Origin of the sequence: Anaerotignum neopropionicum (genome assembly GCF_001571775.1) — a bacterium.
GTDB classification, from domain to species: domain Bacteria; phylum Bacillota; class Clostridia; order Lachnospirales; family Anaerotignaceae; genus Chakrabartyella; species Chakrabartyella neopropionicum.
In genome coordinates this window covers 221,626-242,125 of record NZ_LRVM01000004.1, presented here as the reverse complement: position 1 = coordinate 242,125, position 20,500 = coordinate 221,626, and the positions used below count along the sequence as shown (strand labels likewise).

At 40.3% G+C, this 20,500-nt stretch carries 18 protein-coding genes; 7 read left to right on the top strand and 11 right to left on the bottom strand.

Going from position 1 to position 20,500, the window contains the following annotated elements:
• Positions 1-194: 194 nt before the first annotated feature.
• The 3 genes from sigG to CLNEO_RS08365 form a co-directional block, all read right to left on the bottom strand.
• A complete protein-coding gene (sigG, locus tag CLNEO_RS08375; protein WP_334292150.1) occupies positions 195-974 on the bottom strand; it encodes an RNA polymerase sporulation sigma factor SigG in 780 nt (259 codons plus the stop codon).
• Positions 975-1,298: 324 nt separating this feature from the next.
• Positions 1,299-3,851 carry an EAL domain-containing protein gene (locus tag CLNEO_RS08370; protein WP_066087242.1) on the bottom strand — a complete coding sequence of 851 codons (2,553 nt, stop codon included), beginning with the start codon at positions 3,849-3,851 and terminating at the stop codon, positions 1,299-1,301.
• 7 nt (positions 3,852-3,858) lie between these two features.
• Positions 3,859-4,221 (bottom strand): Hpt domain-containing protein, encoded by a 363-nt coding sequence (locus CLNEO_RS08365; RefSeq protein WP_066087238.1) that lies wholly within the window; start codon positions 4,219-4,221, stop codon positions 3,859-3,861.
• A gap of 559 nt (positions 4,222-4,780) precedes the next feature.
• Here CLNEO_RS08365 and CLNEO_RS16055 point away from each other — a divergent pair.
• The 3 genes from CLNEO_RS16055 (at position 4,781) to CLNEO_RS08345 (ending at position 6,845) form a co-directional block, all read left to right on the top strand.
• Entirely contained in the window at positions 4,781-5,086 is a 306-nt protein-coding gene (locus CLNEO_RS16055; RefSeq protein ID WP_066087232.1) for a hypothetical protein, read from the top strand.
• A gap of 204 nt (positions 5,087-5,290) precedes the next feature.
• Complete coding sequence (locus CLNEO_RS08350) at positions 5,291-6,037, top strand: ABC transporter ATP-binding protein (RefSeq protein WP_066087229.1); 747 nt, start codon at positions 5,291-5,293, stop codon at positions 6,035-6,037.
• Positions 6,027-6,845: an ABC transporter permease gene (locus CLNEO_RS08345; RefSeq protein WP_066087226.1), complete on the top strand. Its 819-nt coding sequence runs from the start codon at positions 6,027-6,029 to the stop codon at positions 6,843-6,845. Before CLNEO_RS08350 ends, CLNEO_RS08345 begins: the two co-directional genes overlap by 11 nt.
• A 104-nt stretch (positions 6,846-6,949) precedes the next feature.
• Here the strand turns inward: CLNEO_RS08345 and CLNEO_RS08340 are convergent, their stop codons facing one another.
• The 7 genes from CLNEO_RS08340 to speD all read right to left on the bottom strand — a co-directional run bounded on the left by CLNEO_RS08340 (position 6,950) and on the right by speD (position 14,682).
• Positions 6,950-8,257 (bottom strand): aspartate kinase, encoded by a 1,308-nt coding sequence (locus CLNEO_RS08340; RefSeq protein WP_066087223.1) that lies wholly within the window; start codon positions 8,255-8,257, stop codon positions 6,950-6,952.
• A 162-nt stretch (positions 8,258-8,419) separates the two neighbouring features.
• Complete coding sequence (gene nspC, locus CLNEO_RS08335; RefSeq protein ID WP_066087221.1) at positions 8,420-9,547, bottom strand: carboxynorspermidine decarboxylase; 1,128 nt, start codon at positions 9,545-9,547, stop codon at positions 8,420-8,422.
• On the bottom strand, positions 9,547-10,749 hold the full coding sequence (locus CLNEO_RS08330) for a saccharopine dehydrogenase family protein (RefSeq protein WP_066087218.1): 1,203 nt from the start codon (positions 10,747-10,749) through the stop codon (positions 9,547-9,549). Before CLNEO_RS08330 ends, nspC begins: the two co-directional genes overlap by 1 nt.
• A gap of 14 nt (positions 10,750-10,763) precedes the next feature.
• A complete protein-coding gene (speB, locus tag CLNEO_RS08325; protein ID WP_066087215.1) occupies positions 10,764-11,612 on the bottom strand; it encodes an agmatinase in 849 nt (282 codons plus the stop codon).
• The gene (gene speE, locus CLNEO_RS08320) at positions 11,605-12,456 is read right to left on the bottom strand and encodes a polyamine aminopropyltransferase (protein ID WP_066087212.1); all 852 of its coding nucleotides are present in this window, start codon (positions 12,454-12,456) and stop codon (positions 11,605-11,607) included. The genes speB and speE overlap by 8 nt, the downstream gene beginning before the upstream one ends.
• Entirely contained in the window at positions 12,449-13,888 is a 1,440-nt protein-coding gene (locus CLNEO_RS08315; protein WP_066087439.1) for an aminotransferase class I/II-fold pyridoxal phosphate-dependent enzyme, read from the bottom strand. The genes speE and CLNEO_RS08315 overlap by 8 nt, the downstream gene beginning before the upstream one ends.
• Positions 13,889-13,902: 14 nt before the next feature.
• Positions 13,903-14,682: an adenosylmethionine decarboxylase gene (gene speD / locus CLNEO_RS08310; RefSeq protein ID WP_066087209.1), complete on the bottom strand. Its 780-nt coding sequence runs from the start codon at positions 14,680-14,682 to the stop codon at positions 13,903-13,905.
• A 703-nt stretch (positions 14,683-15,385) separates the two neighbouring features.
• Between speD and CLNEO_RS08305 the strand changes: the two genes are divergently transcribed.
• Both CLNEO_RS08305 and tdh read left to right on the top strand, forming a co-directional pair.
• Positions 15,386-16,330, top strand: a complete 945-nt coding sequence (locus CLNEO_RS08305) for a LysR family transcriptional regulator (protein ID WP_066087206.1) — start codon at positions 15,386-15,388, stop codon at positions 16,328-16,330.
• A gap of 155 nt (positions 16,331-16,485) precedes the next feature.
• Positions 16,486-17,520, top strand: coding sequence for an L-threonine 3-dehydrogenase (tdh, locus tag CLNEO_RS08300; protein ID WP_066087202.1), 1,035 nt, complete (start codon positions 16,486-16,488; stop codon positions 17,518-17,520).
• A 138-nt stretch (positions 17,521-17,658) separates the two neighbouring features.
• Here tdh and CLNEO_RS08295 read toward each other — a convergent pair whose 3' ends face one another.
• Positions 17,659-19,038, bottom strand: coding sequence for an aminotransferase-like domain-containing protein (locus tag CLNEO_RS08295; RefSeq protein ID WP_066087199.1), 1,380 nt, complete (start codon positions 19,036-19,038; stop codon positions 17,659-17,661).
• A 117-nt stretch (positions 19,039-19,155) separates the two neighbouring features.
• Here CLNEO_RS08295 and CLNEO_RS15790 point away from each other — a divergent pair, with 117 nt between their 5' ends.
• Positions 19,156-19,536 carry a cupin domain-containing protein gene (locus CLNEO_RS15790; RefSeq protein ID WP_066087196.1) on the top strand — a complete coding sequence of 127 codons (381 nt, stop codon included), beginning with the start codon at positions 19,156-19,158 and terminating at the stop codon, positions 19,534-19,536.
• A gap of 12 nt (positions 19,537-19,548) precedes the next feature.
• Complete coding sequence (locus CLNEO_RS08285; protein WP_066087191.1) at positions 19,549-20,433, top strand: PhzF family phenazine biosynthesis protein; 885 nt, start codon at positions 19,549-19,551, stop codon at positions 20,431-20,433.
• Positions 20,434-20,500 lie beyond the last annotated feature (67 nt).

The window sequence follows — 20,500 nt, the reverse complement described above, 5'->3', positions numbered from 1 at the left end:
TAAAACCAACGACAATTTCAAAAAAGTATTTTCTTTTTACTTGAAGCATTTGGCAACGAAGCATCTTTGTATTTCATAAAAATCTAATCATTTCACGAATTGTAAAAAGTATGTTCTTGTATGCCAATGCATTCTTCCATTTTCCCTATAGTTCACCTACATTTTACATGATTTTTGGCGGATTGTCTATTATCTTACACATATTTTTGCATATGCTTTAATGCGCTTTTTTCCAAACGACTTACCTGCGCCTGACTAATTCCAATTTCCGTACTCACCTCGGTTTGCGTTTTCCCCTCAAAAAACCTTAACGCAACTATTTTTTTCTCACGTTCCGAAAGATGGCGCATTGCTTCGCTTAGCGAAAGATTTTCAAGCCATAGCTTGTCTCCATTTTTTTCATCACTCACTTGATCCATCACAAAAAGAGTGTCCCCACCATCGTGGTAAACAGGTTCATACAAGGATACAGGATCTTGAATTGCATCCATTGCCGTTACAACACTTTCGCGAGAAATACCCATTGCTTTTGCAATTTCTTCTAACGATGGCTCTTTTTCTCGTTCTGCCATTAAGCGCTCCTTGGCTTGAAGCGCTTTATATGCAGTATCCCTTAATGAGCGGCTTACCCGAATAGAATTATTATCCCGGAGATAACGCCGTATTTCTCCAATAATCATAGGGCAACAATATGTCGATGGCATCACTTGCATATTAATATCAAAATTGTCTATGGCTTTGATTAAGCCAACCACGCCAACCTGAAATAAATCATCCATGTTTTCATTTCTGTTTTCAAATCTTTTAATAATACTTAACACCAACCTCAAATTACCTTCAATCAATTTTTCCCTTGCTGATTCGTCTCCTTCTCGATATTTAATAAAAAGCTCTCTCGCCTCCATGCCGCTTAAAATAGGTAAATTTGAAGTGTTAATTCCGCTGATTTCTACCTTTCCATAATAGCCCATTATGCTCACTCCTATCAAGCAATTTGGTAGCAGAAATGGTAAACCATTTCAGTTGAAGCTATTAAAAATCTCCCCCTGAATGCGGTAATTTATACCTTGCAAATATCGTCATTTTCTTTTCAAATTGCTCTGTAATTTTTAGACTTAAATGAAGTTGTCCTTTTGTTCTGCATATTTTAATCAATATTTTTTAAAGTTGGCACTTTTTCCATTTTTTCACTGAAACACCGACTTTTCTCGAGAAATAAAAAAGTGACTCTTTTGAGTCACTTTTTTACAGTTTCATTTTGTCAAACAAAAATCATTTTTTTGAATTTGTAGTCAACGCTATTTTATCTCTTTTGGCATTTCCACTGCTTCAACAAGGGCACAAAGATAAAATTGATTTTCCACCGCCCCCATGAGTTTCCCAGTAATTTTAACCAAACGCCAGCTGCCATCCTCGCAAATTTGCCGGCATGTTACGCTTTTAACTATTTTTTCACCAAATTTTTGTTGACGAAGCCATGCTTCCACATTATTTCTGTCCTCAGGATGAATTAACAAAAGAAAATCATTACCAAAGCACTCTTTTAACGCAATTTGAGAATATCCAAGCAGCACGTCCACAGCAACATTACTATATAAAATTTCCACTTTCTCCGCCACATCCAGCACCAAAACCACACCCGACACACTATTTACCACAGCGGTTAGCCATTCTACCTCTTTTTCCTTTTCTATGGATTTGCGTTTTGCTTTTGTAATATTTTCAATGGCAACATAAAAAAAATGTTTGTTGACACTTGTCATCAGAAGCTTTGTGCACAGCTTAAACCATCTATAATCCATCGAAATAATTTTGGGCTTTGCCATTACTTCACAGCGCGCATGCTTACCTGTTTTAATTGCCTCTTCAAACATAGAAAAAACCAACTGCCTATTTTCACCCTCATAAAAATCAAAAACACTTTGTCCCTTTTCCATGTACTCCGCCCTGTTTATACCAATTTCTTCAAAAAAACCATCATTGATTCTTAACGCTGTCAGTGATTTATTTCCCCTGTCATATTCTACAACAGCTGCCCCGCCCACAAAGCAATTAAACAACAAGGTGGATTGGGAAGAAAAACTCAGTAAATCTATGGAGTTTTCAATGCTTTCCAAATTGTTTTCCGTTAAACCTGAATTTGTTTGCTTGTTTTTTAATAACGCTTCAAAATTTTCAACTTTGATTGGTCTGGAAAAAAAGTAGCCTTGCATTAATAAACAACCGATGCTTTTCAAAAAATCCGCTTGTTCCTTTGTTTCCACACCCTCGGCAAGCACGGGAAGCCTTAACGCAGTTGCCATGCGCACAACAGCATTTAAAACATTTCCACTTCTTTCATTTTTATAATCATTCCCAAGAAATCTCATATCCAGCTTCAAAATATCAACAGGGACATTTTGCAACATATTTAATGAAGAATACCCACTTCCAAAATCATCCATATGTACTTCCAAACCATGTTTTCTAAGCAGGTTCACCGTATTTACCAGTTGCTCTGCATTTTGTGTATATGCACTTTCAGTAATTTCCAAATGCAATAACTCATGACTTAAATTATATTTGTGAAGCAAATTAAGAATATTTTCTACCAGGTGTGGATTATAAATGTCTCTACGAGAAACATTTACAGAAATCGGCACCAAAGGCAGTCCCTCATCTCGCCAATTTTCCAGCAGTATACAAACCTGCTCCCACATATATTCGTCCATTCTGGAAATAAAACCATTTCTTTCAAACAACGGAATAAACTTACATGGCAAAATTGCACCTTTTCTTGGATGTTCCCAACGAACCAAAGCCTCAGCCCCTATTAGATTACCATTTTCGTAATTATATTGAGGCTGAAAATATGGAACAAATTGTCCATCCTTCAAGGCAAACTCCATTTCATTTAAAATTTCCTGTTGCTCAAGCATGGTTGCTCGCATAGAATCGTCATACCAAGCATAGCGTTTCCCATAGCTGTCTTTAATAGAACGCAAAGCAAGCAGTGCACGATCACACATCAAAGCCACATCTAACGTAGGCTCGGTAATGAAATATAATCCAACACGAGGTGTATATTCAAAATCCAAGGTTTTCAACTGTGACATGAAGTCATCTATAACTTTTGTAACCTTCTCCGGTTCAAAGCCATCCGCCTCTTGGCAGCATACAAAGTGATCCGCATCATATCTGGCATAGGTCTTAACTGTGGAATTATTTTGTTTATAGCAACGAAAAAAATCTCCAATCTTTTTCAAATATGCATCTCCGGCCTCAGTGCCAAACCAATCGTTATATACCTTAAAGTTGTCAATGTCCCATCGAATTAAAACGAAATTTTTGTTGGGATTTTTTCGAAGCATTTTCGCTGTATAGCGATGAAATGCATTTTTATTAAAGAGTCCCGATTTTTCGTCGGTATCCATAAGGCGCAGCTCTAACTCATAAGCTCTATTTTGCTCTGCAAGCCTTTCCGATTCCTTGCGGGCCATAATATTTTTAATGCGATGTAGAATAATTTGAGGGTTAAAGGGCTTTGTCATAATATCAGTTGCACCGTAAGACAACGCTCGGATTTGAACATCCTCCTCATTATTTGCAGTAATCATTACTGTTGGGATTGTACGGAAATATTCGTCTTTTTGCATAGCCTTAAGCACATCAAAGCCATCCATCTGCGGCATCATAATATCCAATATTAAAACTGCCACATCCGATAACTGGCGAAGCTTCTCTAATACTTCCAGGCCGTTTGCTGCTTCCTCAACAAAAAACTCGGCGGCAAAAATCTTTTTTAACAATAAACGATTCGGTTCAGCATCATCCGCAATTAGAATTGTTTTCTTATTCAGCTCTCCGTCCATTAATTCATCATGCCTCCTTTGCGGTAACAATACCTAACATAACAGAATAATATGCCTCTTCCACCTCACGAAACAGAGGAATTATCATATAACTATCAATATTATCCCATTTTCGCAGGTAATCGCATAACACTCCTGTGGAGCAATAGAGTTTAATCATATCTGTATTTCCGGCAACGCCCTTTAGCATATGCACACATTCATATAAATTGATATAGTTTTCATTTTTCAAAGCCTCCTTTGCCTGGGCAAAAGTATTATCACTCAGAAAATTAACCAGAATACTTTCATACAACCTTCTATCTCCAAGAAAGCGCGCCACGCCCCTCTCAAAATCAATGCCGGCATTCTTTAAAACCTCACTATCCATTCAATTCCCCTCCTTACTAGCCGTTTTCCCCAATATGTAAAAATGCTCCTGCTGCAAAAGCAAAATATAAAACTTTTTCGTATCACAAAAAAGAATTTGTCTAAAAACTCTCTGACTGTTCCTCAATTATTTTTTACTAATTTTGGTAAAATATAACGACTTATTCGTACAAGAAAACAAAACAGTACTAAATTAGATTATAAAATTAATTATAACAAGTTTTCCCATTTTTATCTACAAATTTATTCCTTTGTTTTGCTTTGCAAAAATTACACAAAAAAAATATTTTTATAATTTTATTATAAATAATCATCAAATCTATAAGAATGATATACTTTTTTCCTCTTTTCATCTTACTTGATTTATCTTTTTCCGTGCTCAAGTTTTTGTTCTTAAAATATTTTTCCCATGTATTTGACATGCTGTTTAATCACCAATTTACCAAGCTTTTCATATTCTATAGTAGATATGAAGTACAAGTTGTAATTTTGCCAAAGGAAGGGAGGAAATATCACAAGTAGACAAAATCCAACTTACGGCAGAAAAAGTAGGGATACCGGTGGCTGTAGATACTGCTGTAGTTACAGTTGTTGCAGTTGTAGGTGTTGCAGATGCTGTAGGTGCTTTAGGTGTTTCAGCTGTTAAGTATATTGGTATAAGCATAAAAGGAGGAAATATAATGAGCAGTCATAATCACAGACATCATAACCATGGCAAACAACACAGATGTTGTTGCTGTTGCTGTTGCTGTTATTACTATGGTTGCAGATACTGGTGCTGGCAGAAATGGTGGTTTCTGCAACAAGGCGCATTAGCTGGTATGATTGATCCGGAAGATTTCGATGCATTCATAGAAGAAGAATAGCTTATAACGTAAGAAAATCACTAAATTTTTAAACAATAAGAGCCGCCATCGTTGGGTGGCAGTTCTTATTTTAAAAATAAATACTATATAAAAATTATTGTAAAAAAATGTTTTTGCTATACTTATATTTCTTTCAGGCGGAAAAGCACCTTTTGTCCGCTGATTGATATAATAAGAGTATACATCTATAAGGAGGTCGTTCCCATGCGCCCTATCGTTTCATTAGAGGATGTCAGCCTTCGGTATCACAGCATTAACGGTGAAACATTGGCTGTTTCAGATATGTGTCTTTTCGTTCAAGAGGGTGAATTTCTTAGTATCGTTGGCCCAAGTGGATGCGGAAAATCCTCCATTTTGTCTATGCTGGCAGGTCTAATTGCTCCCTCAGAAGGCAATATCTCTGTAAATGGAGAAATTGGGTACATGCTGCAAAAGGATTATCTATTAGAATGGCGCACAATTCGCAATAATGCCCTTTTAGGCTTAGAAATACAGAATAAACTTACGCCCCAAAATATCGCTTATGTAGAAGAATTGCTTGACCAATATGGTCTTGGTGATTTTAAAGATCATTATCCTTACCAGCTTTCAGGGGGAATGAGGCAACGAGTTGCATTAATTCGTACATTGGCCATACGCCCCTCCATACTTCTGCTGGATGAACCATTTTCCGCTTTGGATTATCAAACACGCCTTTCTGTTTCTGACGAAATCGGTACCATCATACGCAAAGAAGGGAAAACCGCAATCTTAGTCAGCCATGATATTTCTGAGGCGATTAGCTTGGCAGACAGAGTTGTAGTTCTTTCTGCCCGCCCCGCTCAGGTAAAAAGAATTTACGATATTCACCTTACAACAGATGAATATAGTCCAATAAAGGCCAGGGAAGCACCGGAATTTCGGGAATATTTCAATGCAATCTGGAAGGAGCTGGATGTTCATGTGGTATAAAAAAGAAATTAAATCCGTCTCAAAAGAACAGACTGCATTTTTAAATCGTTTGCGCAAAAGAAAGCATGCAGTACACACAATTCAATGGGTACTTCTAGTTGGTTTTTTTCTTCTTTGGGAGACAGCTGCTCGCTTTGACTGGATTGACCCATTTATTTTTAGCCAGCCCACAAGAATGTTGAATGCAGGAATACAAATGGGAAAAGATGGTTCCTTATGGACACATATCGGAACAACGCTTTGGGAAACGGTGGCAGGTTTTGTATTAGGAACGTTAATCGGGACGTTAACTGCAATTTTATTGTGGTGGAACCGTTTTGTTTCTAATGTAGCTGAACCATATTTGGTTGTATTAAATTCTCTGCCGAAAACCGCCCTTGCTCCAATTATTATTGTTTGGCTGGGAAATAATCAAACCTCCATTATTGCCGTTGCATTGTTAACCTCTGTTATTGTTACAGTAATGAGTGTTTTAAATGGCTTCTTACAGGTTGATAACGAAAAAATAAAATTGATTCAAATTTTCGGAGGAACGAAAGCACAGGTTTTAAAAAAAGTGGTCTTCCCTGCCAATATTCCTTGTATATTAAACGCATTGAAAATTAACGTGGGATTATCCTTCGTCGGGGTTATTGTAGGGGAATTCTTGGTTGCACAATCTGGCTTGGGGTTTCTGATCGTTTACGGGAGCCAAGTATTTAAGCTGGACTGGGTAATGCTCAGCGTAATTATTCTTGCAATCTTAGCGGCACTCATGTATCAAGGCATTGCTTTTCTTGAGAAAAAATGTTTGAAATGGCAGCAATAAAAAAATCTCCTTTGACTGAATGGCTTTCCATGGCCAAACATCCAAAGGGGATTTTTTGCATTAGGTACTCATCATATTTGTTTTAATCCTTTAGTTGACCTTTATCAAGCAAACTCCTCATAAATCACACGAATAGCCGATTCCATCTCATTTTCTGCAACACCTACCCAAGTACTCAACTCACCGCCGCCTTGATTAATCATTACAACCTCTATATCCTGACGATGCAAGGCTTCGTATATTCGGTTGACTGCCATTCGATTGTGAACAATTCCATACCCAACAAGAACAATCCCTGCAATTTTAGGCTGAATCGTAAGAGAATGGGACAATTTCAATCTTTTAATTTCCTCAATAAAAACACTTTCCAGCCTGCGAAATTGCTTCGTTTCCACCAACAAACAAACACAATTTAATCCTGAGGGCAAGTATTGAAATGTTAATCCGCTTTTTTTGCCAGCCCTCAAAACCTCTTGCACAAAAGTCCAGGTGCGGTCAGTTTGCTCTTTTTCCACAAGCAAAATGCTAAAGCCTTTTTTCCCTGAAATGCCTGCAAAAATAGCAAAATCCGCCCGCTGTACGGCGGTACAGGTAATCATGGTTCCAGGATGTTGGGGTAAATTGGTGTTACGAATATTGGTGGGGATGCCTGCGCGGCTTACAGGAAACACGCAGTCTTCATGCAGCACCGTCGCCCCGGCGCAGCAAAGCTCATGCATTTCATGGTAAGTAATGTGGCTTATTGGGCGAGGATTGCTAACAATTCGTGGATCGGCCATGAGAAACCCCGAAACGTCAGTCCAATTTTCATACAGCTCTGCCTTGGCGGCACGAGCCACAATAGCACCAGTAATGTCACTGCCACCACGAGAAAAGGCTCGGATACTTCCATCGGGATTACTTCCGTAAAAACCGGGTATCACAGCATTATCCAACGATTTCAGCCTCTGCCCCAAAACATTATTTGTTTTTTCTCCATCAAAAATGCCCTGCTCGTCAAAAAAAACGACTTCCGCCGCATCCAGAAATTCGTATCCTAAATAATCTGCCAACAGCAGTCCATTTAAAAATTCTCCACGGCTGGCGCAATAATCTGCCGAGGTACCCAAGACAATTTGATGATAGATTTCCTCAAAAAAAGGCTCAAGCTCCAACGTTAGATGCAATCCATTTGCAATGTCAAAATAGCGCTGCCGAATTTCTTCAAAGGTTTTTTGGAAGGACTGTCCAGCCACCGCCTCCTCATGACAGCGATAAAGAAGGTCTGTCACCTTTTCATCCTGATCAAACCGCCGCCCCGGCGCACTGGGAACAATAAATGTTCGGCGGCTGTCTGCAAAAATGATGTTTTTTACTTTTTGAAACTGTGCTGCATCTGCAAGCGAGCTGCCGCCGAATTTTGCTGCAATCACTGTGTTTCCCCCCTAACCAAACAACATAGCGAATAATTCATTTGTTCTTCCATGTCATACCGAAATCATCCAATTACAAAACAATAGTGTTACTAAACCATGATCCTGAAACATTTATCCCATTCCTAATAACCGTCCTTATAAAGCACCACAGATAATTTATTAAGAAAGACGTTCCTTAAAATCCCCATAACCAAATTGGCGAATTGTTTTCATCTCACCATTTTCCTGAAGCAAAGCAATACTTGGCAAACACATTCCATTAAAGGTATTATTTTTCACCATGGAATAGATTGCCATATCCTCAAAAATCAGCTTATCCCCAATGGAAAGGGGCTGTTCAAAGGAATAATCCCCAATCACGTCCCCCGCCAGGCAGGTGGCCCCTGCCAAGCGATAGGTATATGGCTTTTCCTTGGGCTCGCCGCCCTGATAAAGGGGCGGTCGATAGGGCATTTCAATGACATCGGGCATATGACAGGCAGCGGAGGCATCCAAAAGGGCAATATCTATGCCGTTATGCACAATATCCAGCACCGAAGCCACTAGATACCCTGCATTCAGTGCCACCGCTTCCCCTGGCTCCAAATATACCTGAACATCATATTTTTCCTTAAACTGCTGAATACAATCTATCAACGCTTCCCTATCATAATCCTCACGGGTGATATGATGCCCGCCACCGAAATTTACCCACTTCATTTGGGGCAAAAAATCACCAAACCGTTCTTCTACCGCCACCAGTGTTTCAATCAGTGCATCGCTGTTTTGTTCACAAAGGGTATGAAAATGCAAGCCCTCCATGCCCTCTAGTAGCTCCTCCTTAAAATTCGCTCTGGTCACGCCAAGACGAGAACCCTCGGCGCAGGGGTCATAAATGCCATGCTCCTGTGTGGAATGCTGGGGATTGATGCGAATGCCGCAGCTTTTCCCCGCCGCCAAGGCTTTTTCTTTATATTTCTGCCACTGAGCAAAGGAATTGAAGGAAATATGGTCGCAAATTTTTACAATCTCATGAAATTCTCTTTCGTTATAAGCCGCAGAAAAAACATGGGTTTCCTTGCCCATTTCCTCAAAACCAAGCCTTGCTTCAAACAAGCCACTGGCAGTTGTTCCATCAAGATAACGTCCAATCAAGGGATAGACCGCAAACATAGAAAATGCCTTTTGTGCCAGCAAAATTTTACAGCCGGCACGTTCCGCAATCTCCCTCAATATTTCAAGATTTTCAATCAAGCGTTTTTCGTCAACCACATAACAAGGTGTTTCCACCGAATATAGCCTCTCCATTAGTCCACCAATGTAGGGTTAAAGTCCTCTACCCAAGGCAAGCCCCATTTATTCAATGCTTCCATGAAGGGATCGGGATCAAACTCCTCCATATTCCAAACACCGGGCTGATTCCACTGTCCGTTCATCACAAGCATTGCACCAATCATGGCAGGTACACCTGTGGTATAAGAAATCGCCTGACTGCCCACCTCTTTATAGCACTCCTGATGATCGCAAACATTATACACATAGTAAGTTTTTTCCTTGCCATCCTTGATGCCTTGGAAAATACAGCCGATATTTGTTTTTCCAACGGTACGAGGGCCAAGGCTTGCAGGATCGGGCAATACAGCTTTTAAGAACTGCAAAGGAACTATCTTTTTTCCTTCAAATTCAATGGGCTCAATGGAGGTCATACCTACATTTTCCAGGCATTTCAAGTGGGTAATATAGCTTTGTCCAAAGGTCATGAAGAAACGGATACGCTTAATACCCTTAATGTTCAAGCCTAGGCTCTCCAGCTCCTCATGATGCAATAAATACATATCTTTTTTTCCAACCTGGGCAAAATCATATTCACGCTTGATTTCCATCGGCTCTGTTTCTACCCATTCGCCATTTTCCCAATAGCTACCGTTAGCGGTTACTTCTCTGATATTAATTTCAGGGTTAAAGTTGGTTGCAAAAGGATAGCCATGGTCGCCGCCATTGCAATCAAGAATATCAATATAATTGATTTCATCAAAATAATGCTTCTGTGCATAGGCAGAAAAAACACCGGTAACACCAGGGTCAAAGCCACTGCCCAACAATGCGCAAATGCCAGCCTCCTTAAATTTTTCACGATACGCCCACTGCCATTTATACTCAAACTTTGCGGTATCCAAAGGCTCATAATTTGCGGTATCCACATAATGTGTTTTTGTAATCAGGCAGGCATCCATAATGGTCAAATCCTGATAAGGTAACGCAAGGTTTAAAACCACGTCGGGCTGAAATTCATTGATGAGTGCAACCAGCTCGTCCACATTATCTGCATCCACCTGTGCTGTTTGAATTTTTGTTTTGGTCGTTCCCTCAAGCTTTGCCTTTAATGCATCGCATTTGGATTTGGTGCGGCTGGCAATCATAATTTCCTCAAAAACCTCACTATTTTGGCAGCATTTGGTGATTGCAACGCCAGCAACACCACCACAACCGATAATCATACATTTTCCCATTTTTTCTATCTCCTTTACTTTGTAATTTGCAATATTATTTCACGAGTAATTTTACAGGCAACGGCAGTGGAACTGCCGCTTTGGTCATAATGTGGGGAAAGCTCGTTGATATCACAACCCACAATATTGAGTTGATTCAACTGCAAAACAGCTCCCATTAATTCTTTAAAGGAAATCCCCCCGGCTTCCGGTGTTCCTGTTCCACAAAAGATGGAAGGGTCTAATACATCTAAATCCAATGTAAAATACACTGGCTTGTCTTTTAGCTGGGCTACGGTTTCAGATAAACCTTGCAAATCAAATTTATGCAGCTTCGTATGATTTTCTGCGAATGTAAACTCATATTTTTCACCGCTGCGAATGCCAAATTGATGAATTTTGCCATCTCCCACCAAATTCCACGCCTGTTTGATTACCGTGGAATGAGAAAGGGTTTCTCCCAAATAATCCGTCCGTAAATCTGTATGTGCATCAAAATGAATAATATGCACATCCGGGTAACGCTCCACCACGGCGCGCACTGCCCCTAAGGTAACAAGATGCTCGCCCCCAAGCATGACAAACCGTTTGCCGTCGGCAAGGATTTGCGCCGCATATTCTTGTGTCATTTCCAGCACCTTTTGGGTGTTCCCAAAGGGAAGCTCCAAATCCCCACCATCAAAAATCAGATAGTCTGCAATATCACGGTCACAATATGGAGAATAGGTTTCAATCCCAAAGGATTCATTGCGAATGGCCGAGGGGCCAAAGCGTGTACCTGGGCGAAAGGAGGTGGTTCCGTCAAAGGGCACACCAAAGAGCACAATCTCCGCTTCCGCATATTCTGCATCGCACCCCAAAAAGGTCTGTATATTTTTATTCATCCTTCAACATCTCCTTTACATAAGTGGGTAAGCCAAACGCCCCCTGATGCAATTCGGTATTATAATACTTGGTTTTGATACCCAATGCATTCCATGCTTCGACTTTCAAGTCTTTTAAGGGATGCAAACCCTTTGATGCAAACCCAAACAGCCAATGCCCCGAGGGGTAGGTAGGGATATGCGCCTGATATACATAACTCATGGGGAAGGAATGAGAAATTCGCCGATGGGCGTACTTCATCGCCTTTGCATCCTCTTGATAAAAGGGACTTTCATGCTGATTGATGAGAATCCCCTCCTCCGTAAGGGCACGGCAGCAGTTCCCGTAAAATTCCTTGGTAAAGAGCACCTCACCCGGGCCAAAGGGATCTGTGGAATCCACAATAATGAGGTCGTATTTTTTATCCGTGTGGCGCACAAATTTCAATCCATCCTGAACATGCAAATGCACCCTTGCATCCCCAAAACCACAAGCCGTTTGTGGCAAAAATTCCTTACAAACGGCTACCACACGCTCGTCAATTTCCACAATGTCAATTAATTCAATGCCACTATACTTTCCAAGTTCTCGTACCACACCGCCGTCTCCGGCACCAATGACCAATACGTTTTTAATCGCCGGATTGACCGCCATGGCAGGATGAGTAATCACATCATGATAAATAAATTCATCCCGTTCGGTAAGCATCATGATCCCGTCCAAGGTCAAAAAACGGCCAAATTCTAGGGATTCAAACACCGATATTTTTTGATATTTGCTTTCTTCGTAATGAAGCTGACGAGAAACCTTTAACGAAAACCGTACGCTTGGCGTATGATATTCACTGTACCACAAATCATCCATTTTCTTCTCCTTCCCATACATTCAGCCGACTAATGTCCATACTTTCCGGCCCCGTAACCACACAGCCCTTATCCTTGGCATATTGAATATACGCAATAATTTCCTGGGTAATTCGTTCCCCTGGGGCAAGAATTGGGATACCTGGTGGGTAGCACATGACAAACTCCGTACAAACCCTGCCGCCGCATTCCGCCAAGGGAAGGCTGGTTTTTTCCGCATAAAATGCTTCTTGGGGCGAAATAACAACGGTTGGGCTGATATATTCCGTATCCAGCATATTTTTGTTGTCTTTTTTATAAATGCGCCTGATTTCAGAAAGGGCACTAATCAGCCGCTCAATATTTTTATTTTTATCTCCCACGGAAATATAGGCAAGGATATTCCCCAAATCGCCAAATTCAATTTGAATGCCATATTCATCCCGCAGCAAATCATAAACCTCGATGCCCGCAAGCCCCAAGTCTAAAGTATTTACGGAAAGCTTTGTGGTATCAAAATCAAACACGCTGTCGCCGTTCATTAGCTCCTTGGAATAGGCATAATAATCCCCGATGGCGTTGATTTCCTCCCTTGCATACTGGGCAAAATTCTTCACTTTCTCAAAGGTTTCTTCCCCCCATAAGGCAAGGTTCCTTCTTGAAATATCTAAGCTAGAAAGCAAAAGATAGGAACCGCTAGTGGTTTGAGTCAAATTGATAATTTTTCTAACATAATTGGCATTTACCTTCTCGCCGCAAAGCAATAAGGAGCTTTGGGTCAAGGAGCCGCCCGATTTATGCATGCTAATCGCCGCCATGTCCGCCCCTGCCGCCATAGCCGAAACGGGCATGTCCTTGCCAAAATAAAAATGAGTGCCGTGGGCCTCATCCACAAGAACCAGTAACCCCTTTTCATGGGCAATTTGGGTAATTTGCTTTAAATCGGAGCAAATTCCGTAGTAGGTGGGGTTGTTCACTAAAATCGCTTTGGCGTTAGGATGCATAACAATGGTTCGTTTTACGTCATCAATGGACATTCCCAAGGCAATCCCCAGTTTTTTATTCATTTGGGGATTAATGTAAACAGGCACCGCACCACAAAGCACCAGTGCATTGATCACACTTTGGTGCACATTTCTGGGCAAAATGATTTCATCCCCACTTTTTACACTGGAGAGAATCATGGTTTGCACCGCAGAGGTTGTACCTCCCACCATGAAGAAGGATTGTGCCGCACCAAAAGCATCGGCGGCAAGCTCCTCCGCCTCTTTAATCACACTGACGGGATGGCAAAGATTGTCCAAGGGCTTCATGGAATTGACGTCCACAGACAAGCATTTTTCACCCAAAAATTCCGTCAGCTGGGGATTTCCTTTTCCATGCTTATGCCCCGGCACATCGAAGGGCACCAAGCGTTCGTGGCGCATCCGCTGCAAGGCTTCCATGAGGGGCATTTTACTTTGATCCTTCAAGACTTCACCTCCTGATATACGTTCGTTCCACTAAATATTTCAATCATTTCTTGACGCAATGCGTTTGTAATATCCAAACGGATTTTGGGCGGAATTTCATAAACATCTGAATTAAACAAGTAATTTTGCAGCACCAAATCCTTTATGAGCATTTTCGTATGAAAAATATTGGACTGATAAATATTTACATCAATAGCGTCATATTTATGCAAAATATCGCTGTGGATATAATCCTGAATCGACGTTATATTGTGGTCAATAAACAGCTTTTGTCCCTCCAAATCCCGAGTAAACCCACGCACACGATAATCCATAGTGATAATATCGGAATCGAAGCTTCCAATCAAAAAATCCAACGTAGACAACGGTGTAATTTCTCCACAGGTTGCCACATCAATATCCACGCGAAAGGTGGCAATAGAGGTTTCCGGATGGTATTCGGGATAGGTGTGCACGGTAACATGGCTTTTATCCAAATGGGCCACAACGGTTTCGCCGCTGCGGGTTTTTGCCATATTGACCTCAGCAATCAAAAAAGTTACACTTGCACCTTGAGGCTCATAATCCTGCTTGGAAATATTTAGCACCGTTGCGCCAATCATTTCCGTTAGCTTCGTTAAAATCGCCGTCAAACGCTCTGAATTATACTGCTCGTTGATGTATTTAATATAGTCCTGCTGTTCTCTCGCCGTTTTGGCATAGCAAATATCGTAAATATTAAAGCTCAACGATTTTGTAAGATTATTAAAACCATATAATTTCATTTTATCTGCCATTTCGAAGTCCCCCAAACAAAAAAAGATGCACCAAAGTATTCTATGGCACATCTTATAAACCGTTCAAATTAATTTGGGGTACACACAAAAATCCAGAACTCAAGCATTGTATATAGAATGAGTTTCGCCTGTTCCCTAATTGTTTTCAGAGTCTATATAGTAAGAACTACTTTTACTACTCTTATTGACCGTTTCACAAGTGTGTACCCTAGTACACTTGGTTATGAAGTAACCAACTGGCAATTGAGTTGCCAACTTATAAAAGTTGCGCTCTTAACGCAATCAATAATGTGAAGAAATGCTTCACAATCGGCAGTTGACCCGGCTGTCCGTATGGCCTTAAGTTCAAAAAGAAACTGGTCAAAAGTGTTCTCGCTATACGCGATTGAAAACAGGATTATTTTAAGGCATAACGATTGGTTTTGTCAACAATTTTCAACAAAAAAAATAAAATTAATTTTTGTTAATAATTACCTATTTATCTTTATAGCTTAACAAACTAGTTTAAACTGCAACCACCTTCAGTTTATTCTATATTCTAAGCTTATGTTTCCCCTTAAAACATGAAGTATGTACCAACTTCATGGATTTTAAATTTATGCTTTTAATTACAGTTTCTCACACTGGTGGTTTCTATTAAATTTTTGTGTTATAATGTAAAAAAATCTAACATTAATGATGCTAAAATAAAAGGGGATTCAATATGCAGTTTAAAGCATTGGAATACTTGGAAGCAATCTATAAATATAAGAACTTTACAAAAGCAGCTGAAGCGCTTTTCGTTTCTCAACCTGCTATTTCTGCGGCAATCCGCAAGTTGGAAGAGGAGTTTAATGTAAAGCTTATCATTCGAACGCCCAAAAAAGTTATTTTTACACCCGAAGGAGAAGCTTTCATAACCAAAATCAGTCCAATTCTTAAAGAATTGCGTGAAATTGAGTGGGATATGCTGGCAAAAAGCCAAAAGCAAAAAAAGACACTGCACCTTGGACTTTCCCCCACGGCTCCTCCCGATATTGTTCATGGAATTTATCAGTATTTCCTACCTTCCCTGTCGGAAAACGAAGAGGTTTCCTTTGATGAGGGCGGCGCTTATTACCATATTGCAAAAATCTCCAATGGTGAGGTTGATGTTGCAATTAATGTAATCCCAGAGAATATTTCTGATTTTTCCGTTGCATCGATTCCTCTTTATCAACAGGAAATTTGCCTTTTAATTCACGAAAACAGCAAATTAGCACAATATGATAAAATTCCCATTCAGCTATTAAGTACTACCCCTATTGTCAGCCTAGGTGCCTCATCCTATTTGCCAAAACGACTGGAAATGGAGGCGGCAAAGAGAAATATTCATTTGAAGGTTACCTCCAAACATGTGCATCAAACAAGCTATATCGAAGAAATTCTTATAGGCGGCAGCTCAGGTATCATAAACGTAGATAAAAACAACATTCCACGGGCCTTATATGCCCATAAATCTTTAGTAACAAGGCCATTTCAAGAACCAATGTTTCTAACTATCGGAATTTTATATCGAAAGGACAGCCAGCTTCAACCGCTAACCAAAAAAATACTTGAATTCATTCAAGAAGCAGCAAAGCTTTCAGTACAAAAACAACAAATAGCTGAAAAACCTTCAAAAAAATAATATTTTTGAAGGTTTTTTTATGCAAAAAATTGAAATAATAAATAAAATTTATGATATAAAAAGATTTATGTATTGTACAATTCAACATAAATCTTATAAAATAAAAGAAAATAATATGTTATTTTAGCCAATTATTATTCAAAGGAGGAAAAATAATGACTCAAATGATGAAATGCGTTATAAAAGAAAAACCAGAGCCCGGCGCATTGGTTTTTACCGAAAGACCCATTCCTACCTATGGCGCAAATGATATTCTTGTAAAGGTAAAAGCAGCAGCTGTTTGTGGAACAGACGTACACATTATGGATTGGAACGAATGGTCCCAAAAGCGATTAAATCCCCCCTCAATTATCGGACATGAATTTGCCGGAGAAGTCATTGCTGTTGGTGATAATGTAACGACAATTAAAATTGGCGACTTAGTTTCCGCTGAAACACATATTGTTTGTAATTCCTGTGTGCTTTGCCACAATGGCAATGAGCACGTTTGCCCAAATACAAAAACAATTGGTGTAGCCAGAGATGGCTGCTTTTCCGAATATATTTCCATTCCTGCCGAAAATGCCGTTGTTTATGACCCTTCCACACCTGTGGAAATTGTATCTATCATGGAGCCCTTCGGCGTAGCCGTTCACGCCGCAATGGAATTCCCAGTTGCCGGAAAAGTGGTTATGGTAAATGGATGCGGCCCCATTGGGGTTATGGCAGTTGCCGTTGCAAAAAAATGCGGAGCCGCAAAGGTGTTTGCCGTTGAAATCAACAAGCAGCGAGGCGAATTAGCCTTGAAAATGGGTGCAGATGAAGTTTTGAACCCTATGGAGGTTGATGTAATAAAGGCAATCAAAGAAAAAACAGCATACGGCGCTGAGGTTGTAATTGAATTTACAGGTAATACCCGCGCAATCAAAACTGCCATTGAATGCATGGCACCGGAAGGAAAAATGGCGGCAGCAGGTCTGCCCGATGGCTCCGTTGACTTTGATTTCTCTGAATTTGTTTATAGTGGCAAGGTGATCAAAGGCATTGCCGGAAGATTAATGTATAAAACCTGGGAGGATGCAAAAGGCCTTCTTGCAGGCGGATTAGATCTCTCCCCCATTATCACGCATACACTACCTTTGGAAGAATTCCAAGAAGGTTTGCGCTTGATGAAAAGCGGAGAATGCTGTAAGGCAATTTTAATCCCTTAATTTAAAATAGCTTCCCCTTACCGTTCAGATAAAAATAATAAAATACAAAAGAAAACCTTTCGCCATGGGAAGGTGAAAAGAGTGTCGACAATATCGGCACTCTTTTTCTATTCAAATATTAGCAAGTATTATCATTCGTTACAGAACAGAATGAAACTCGAAGGGCTCCTCCTTTAGCAATGTTGCAACGCCTTTTAATCCTTCTGCCAAAACTTCCCTTGAATCAACACCGCTTAAAGAAATGCGAACCGCCTTAGGCGGCAGTGTGCTTCCAACAACAAATTTTTCAGCTCCAAAAACATTGATTCCGGCTTTTTTTGCATACATTTCAAATTCATAGGCATTCCAGTGGTCGGGCAATTCCAGCCAAATAAAATAGGTGTTTGGAAACCCATGAAAGGTAAAACCATTTAGATACAATTCAGCACTTTCATAACGTTTTTTTGCCTCTGCCAATTTTGAAGCTACTATCTTTTTTGCATAGCCCTCCATAATTGCCTCAGATACAATGGCTGAATTGAGTGTTGGCGTCATCCAAATGGTATTGAGGATGGCTTTTATCATGGGGTTTTTAAAAGGATTTTTTGCCACCACAAAAGACACACGCAAACCAGCATAAAACGCCTTTGACAAACCCTCGATGTGAATGCAGCGATCAGGAATCAGAGAATACATGGACAGCAACTGACTTTCCATAGTAAAGCCGTAAGTATTATCTTCAATTACAATCAAATCATTTTGAACTGCAATTCCCGCAAGCTCCTTTTTTCTTCCCGTGCTCATTGTAATGGTTGTGGGATTATGAGTGCCTGACATAATATAAATACCCTTCAACTGTTCACGATGGCAGGCAGACTCCAGATTTTCTGGGTCCATGCCTTCCTCATCAAAGTCAATGGGTACTAATTTAATTTTTAGCTCTTTTACCAGAGCCTTTAGCCCCGAATAAGTCAATTTGTCAACGCCGATGCTCTCACCAGGCTGAAATAAAGAAATAAAGCAGCAAGTCAAGGCATGCTGCGTTCCCGCACAAATAACGATATCCTCCGGGGAAACGTTGATCCCATAGCTCTGCATCCATTTTGCACCCGCCTCCCGGTGCCATGGATGCCCCTGGGGATTGGAATATTTTACATACTCATTGAGATTTCCCTTGCGGCTAAGCTTCTCTATCAAACCAAACATGTCTGTTTCCTGACTATATAAGGGATATACAGGGCCAAGATCAATATAAGATGATGAATTTCCGTCAATATCCAAGATGCTGGGGTCTGTGCGAACGGCAGCGGATACATATGTCCCTCGTCCCGTTGTGCCACTGATTAACCCCCTGCGTTCCGCTTCTTGATAGGCTCTGGTGGCCGTTGAAACATTGATGCCTATAATCTCCGCAAGCTCCCTATGCGCTGGCAGCTTTTCCCCAGGCCTCAATACGCCTGTTCTGATGTCATTTTCCAAAGCATCCGCTACGGCAAGGTACAAAAAATTGTCTGTATTTATGATTTTTGGTTTCCACATACCCTATCCCTCCAATTGTCATGCACACATTGTAGCATTGACTACACACAATTTCAAGAGTTATACTCTATCGTGTGCACACTACATGAAATTGTATGGTTAGAAAAGAGGGATACTATGAATGTAATAAATATCAATAACTGCTTTAACAATTTACAGCAAGATGAACAATCAGACATTCAAACCCTGCCCATTGTTGAGGGCGAGCCATCCTTTATCCTGGCTGCGTTGAAGCCAGAAAGAAAACTAGGCGCCCATTATCACACCAAAGGCCAAGAAATTTATCATGTTTTAGAAGGTCAAGGTGTAATGGAAATAGGCGTTTTGGAAGACGGACTGGTAAAATGGGAGGAAAGCTGCGTTCTGAATGCCGGCGATGTTTTTACAGTACCTCCTAACATGGTTCATCGGTTGGCCAATACAGGAAAAGCTTCATTAAAGCTTGTTTTTTTGACCTCTCCAACCCATTTAAATGAGGATCGTTTTTTTATCCATTAAGGAGATTTGCATATGAAAAAACTGAATTTTAAAAAAATTGATGCCTTTACAAAGGGTGCCGCCCAAGGAAATCCAGCAGGGTATGTGTTGATGGATCGTTCAGACACTTTAAATGAAAAAGAAATGCAAAAATTAGCAAGGGAATTAAAAGGTTTTGTCAATGAGGTTGGCTTTGTAAGCAGGCAGGACAAGGAGTTTGAACTGAAATTTTTTTCTTCTGAATGTGAGGTTGCATTTTGCGGTCACGCAACCATAGCAATTATGTATGATCTGATTTCCACAAATTCTGAACTTTCGAGAGAAACGGAATTAAAAATCAAGGTCAAAGGGGGAATCCTTTCCGTATTTAATCACCTTCTGGAGGAGGATGCCGTTTACATTATGGCACCCGAGCCCAAATATCTGGAAAGCCAAATCATCTGGGATGAGATTGCCCAAGCTTTACAAACAGATATTTCCAGCTTCGATAGGGAAAAACCGTTTCAGCTGATTGACGGAGGGCTTCGCACCCTTATTGTTCCCATGGCATCCTTCGAGGCGTGTGTTGGTCTACACCCTCACCAGGAAAAATTGCGGCAGTTCTGCATGCATAAAGATTTTGATATTATTCATGTATTCACAGAGGATGTATCTTTGCCCCAAAGCGGCTACAGGACACGAGTTTTTGCGCCAAAATACGGTTATCTTGAAGACCCAGCTACAGGTTCGGGTAATTCCGCATTTTGTTATTATTTATTCCAAAATAAGATGTGGACAGGCGATTTTGCCATTGAGCAAGGGACCTCCGTTGATAACCCCAATATTGTTATGATGAAGCGCTATGAAATAGAACGAACAGAAAAAGTTTTGTTTGGTGGTTGTGCAGCAACGAGAATTGCTGGGAACTATTTTTTGTAACCCAGCGGGAAGCAAACATATGATATAAAGATTTTTTAAACGAAAGATTTTTAAATGACAAAAACGT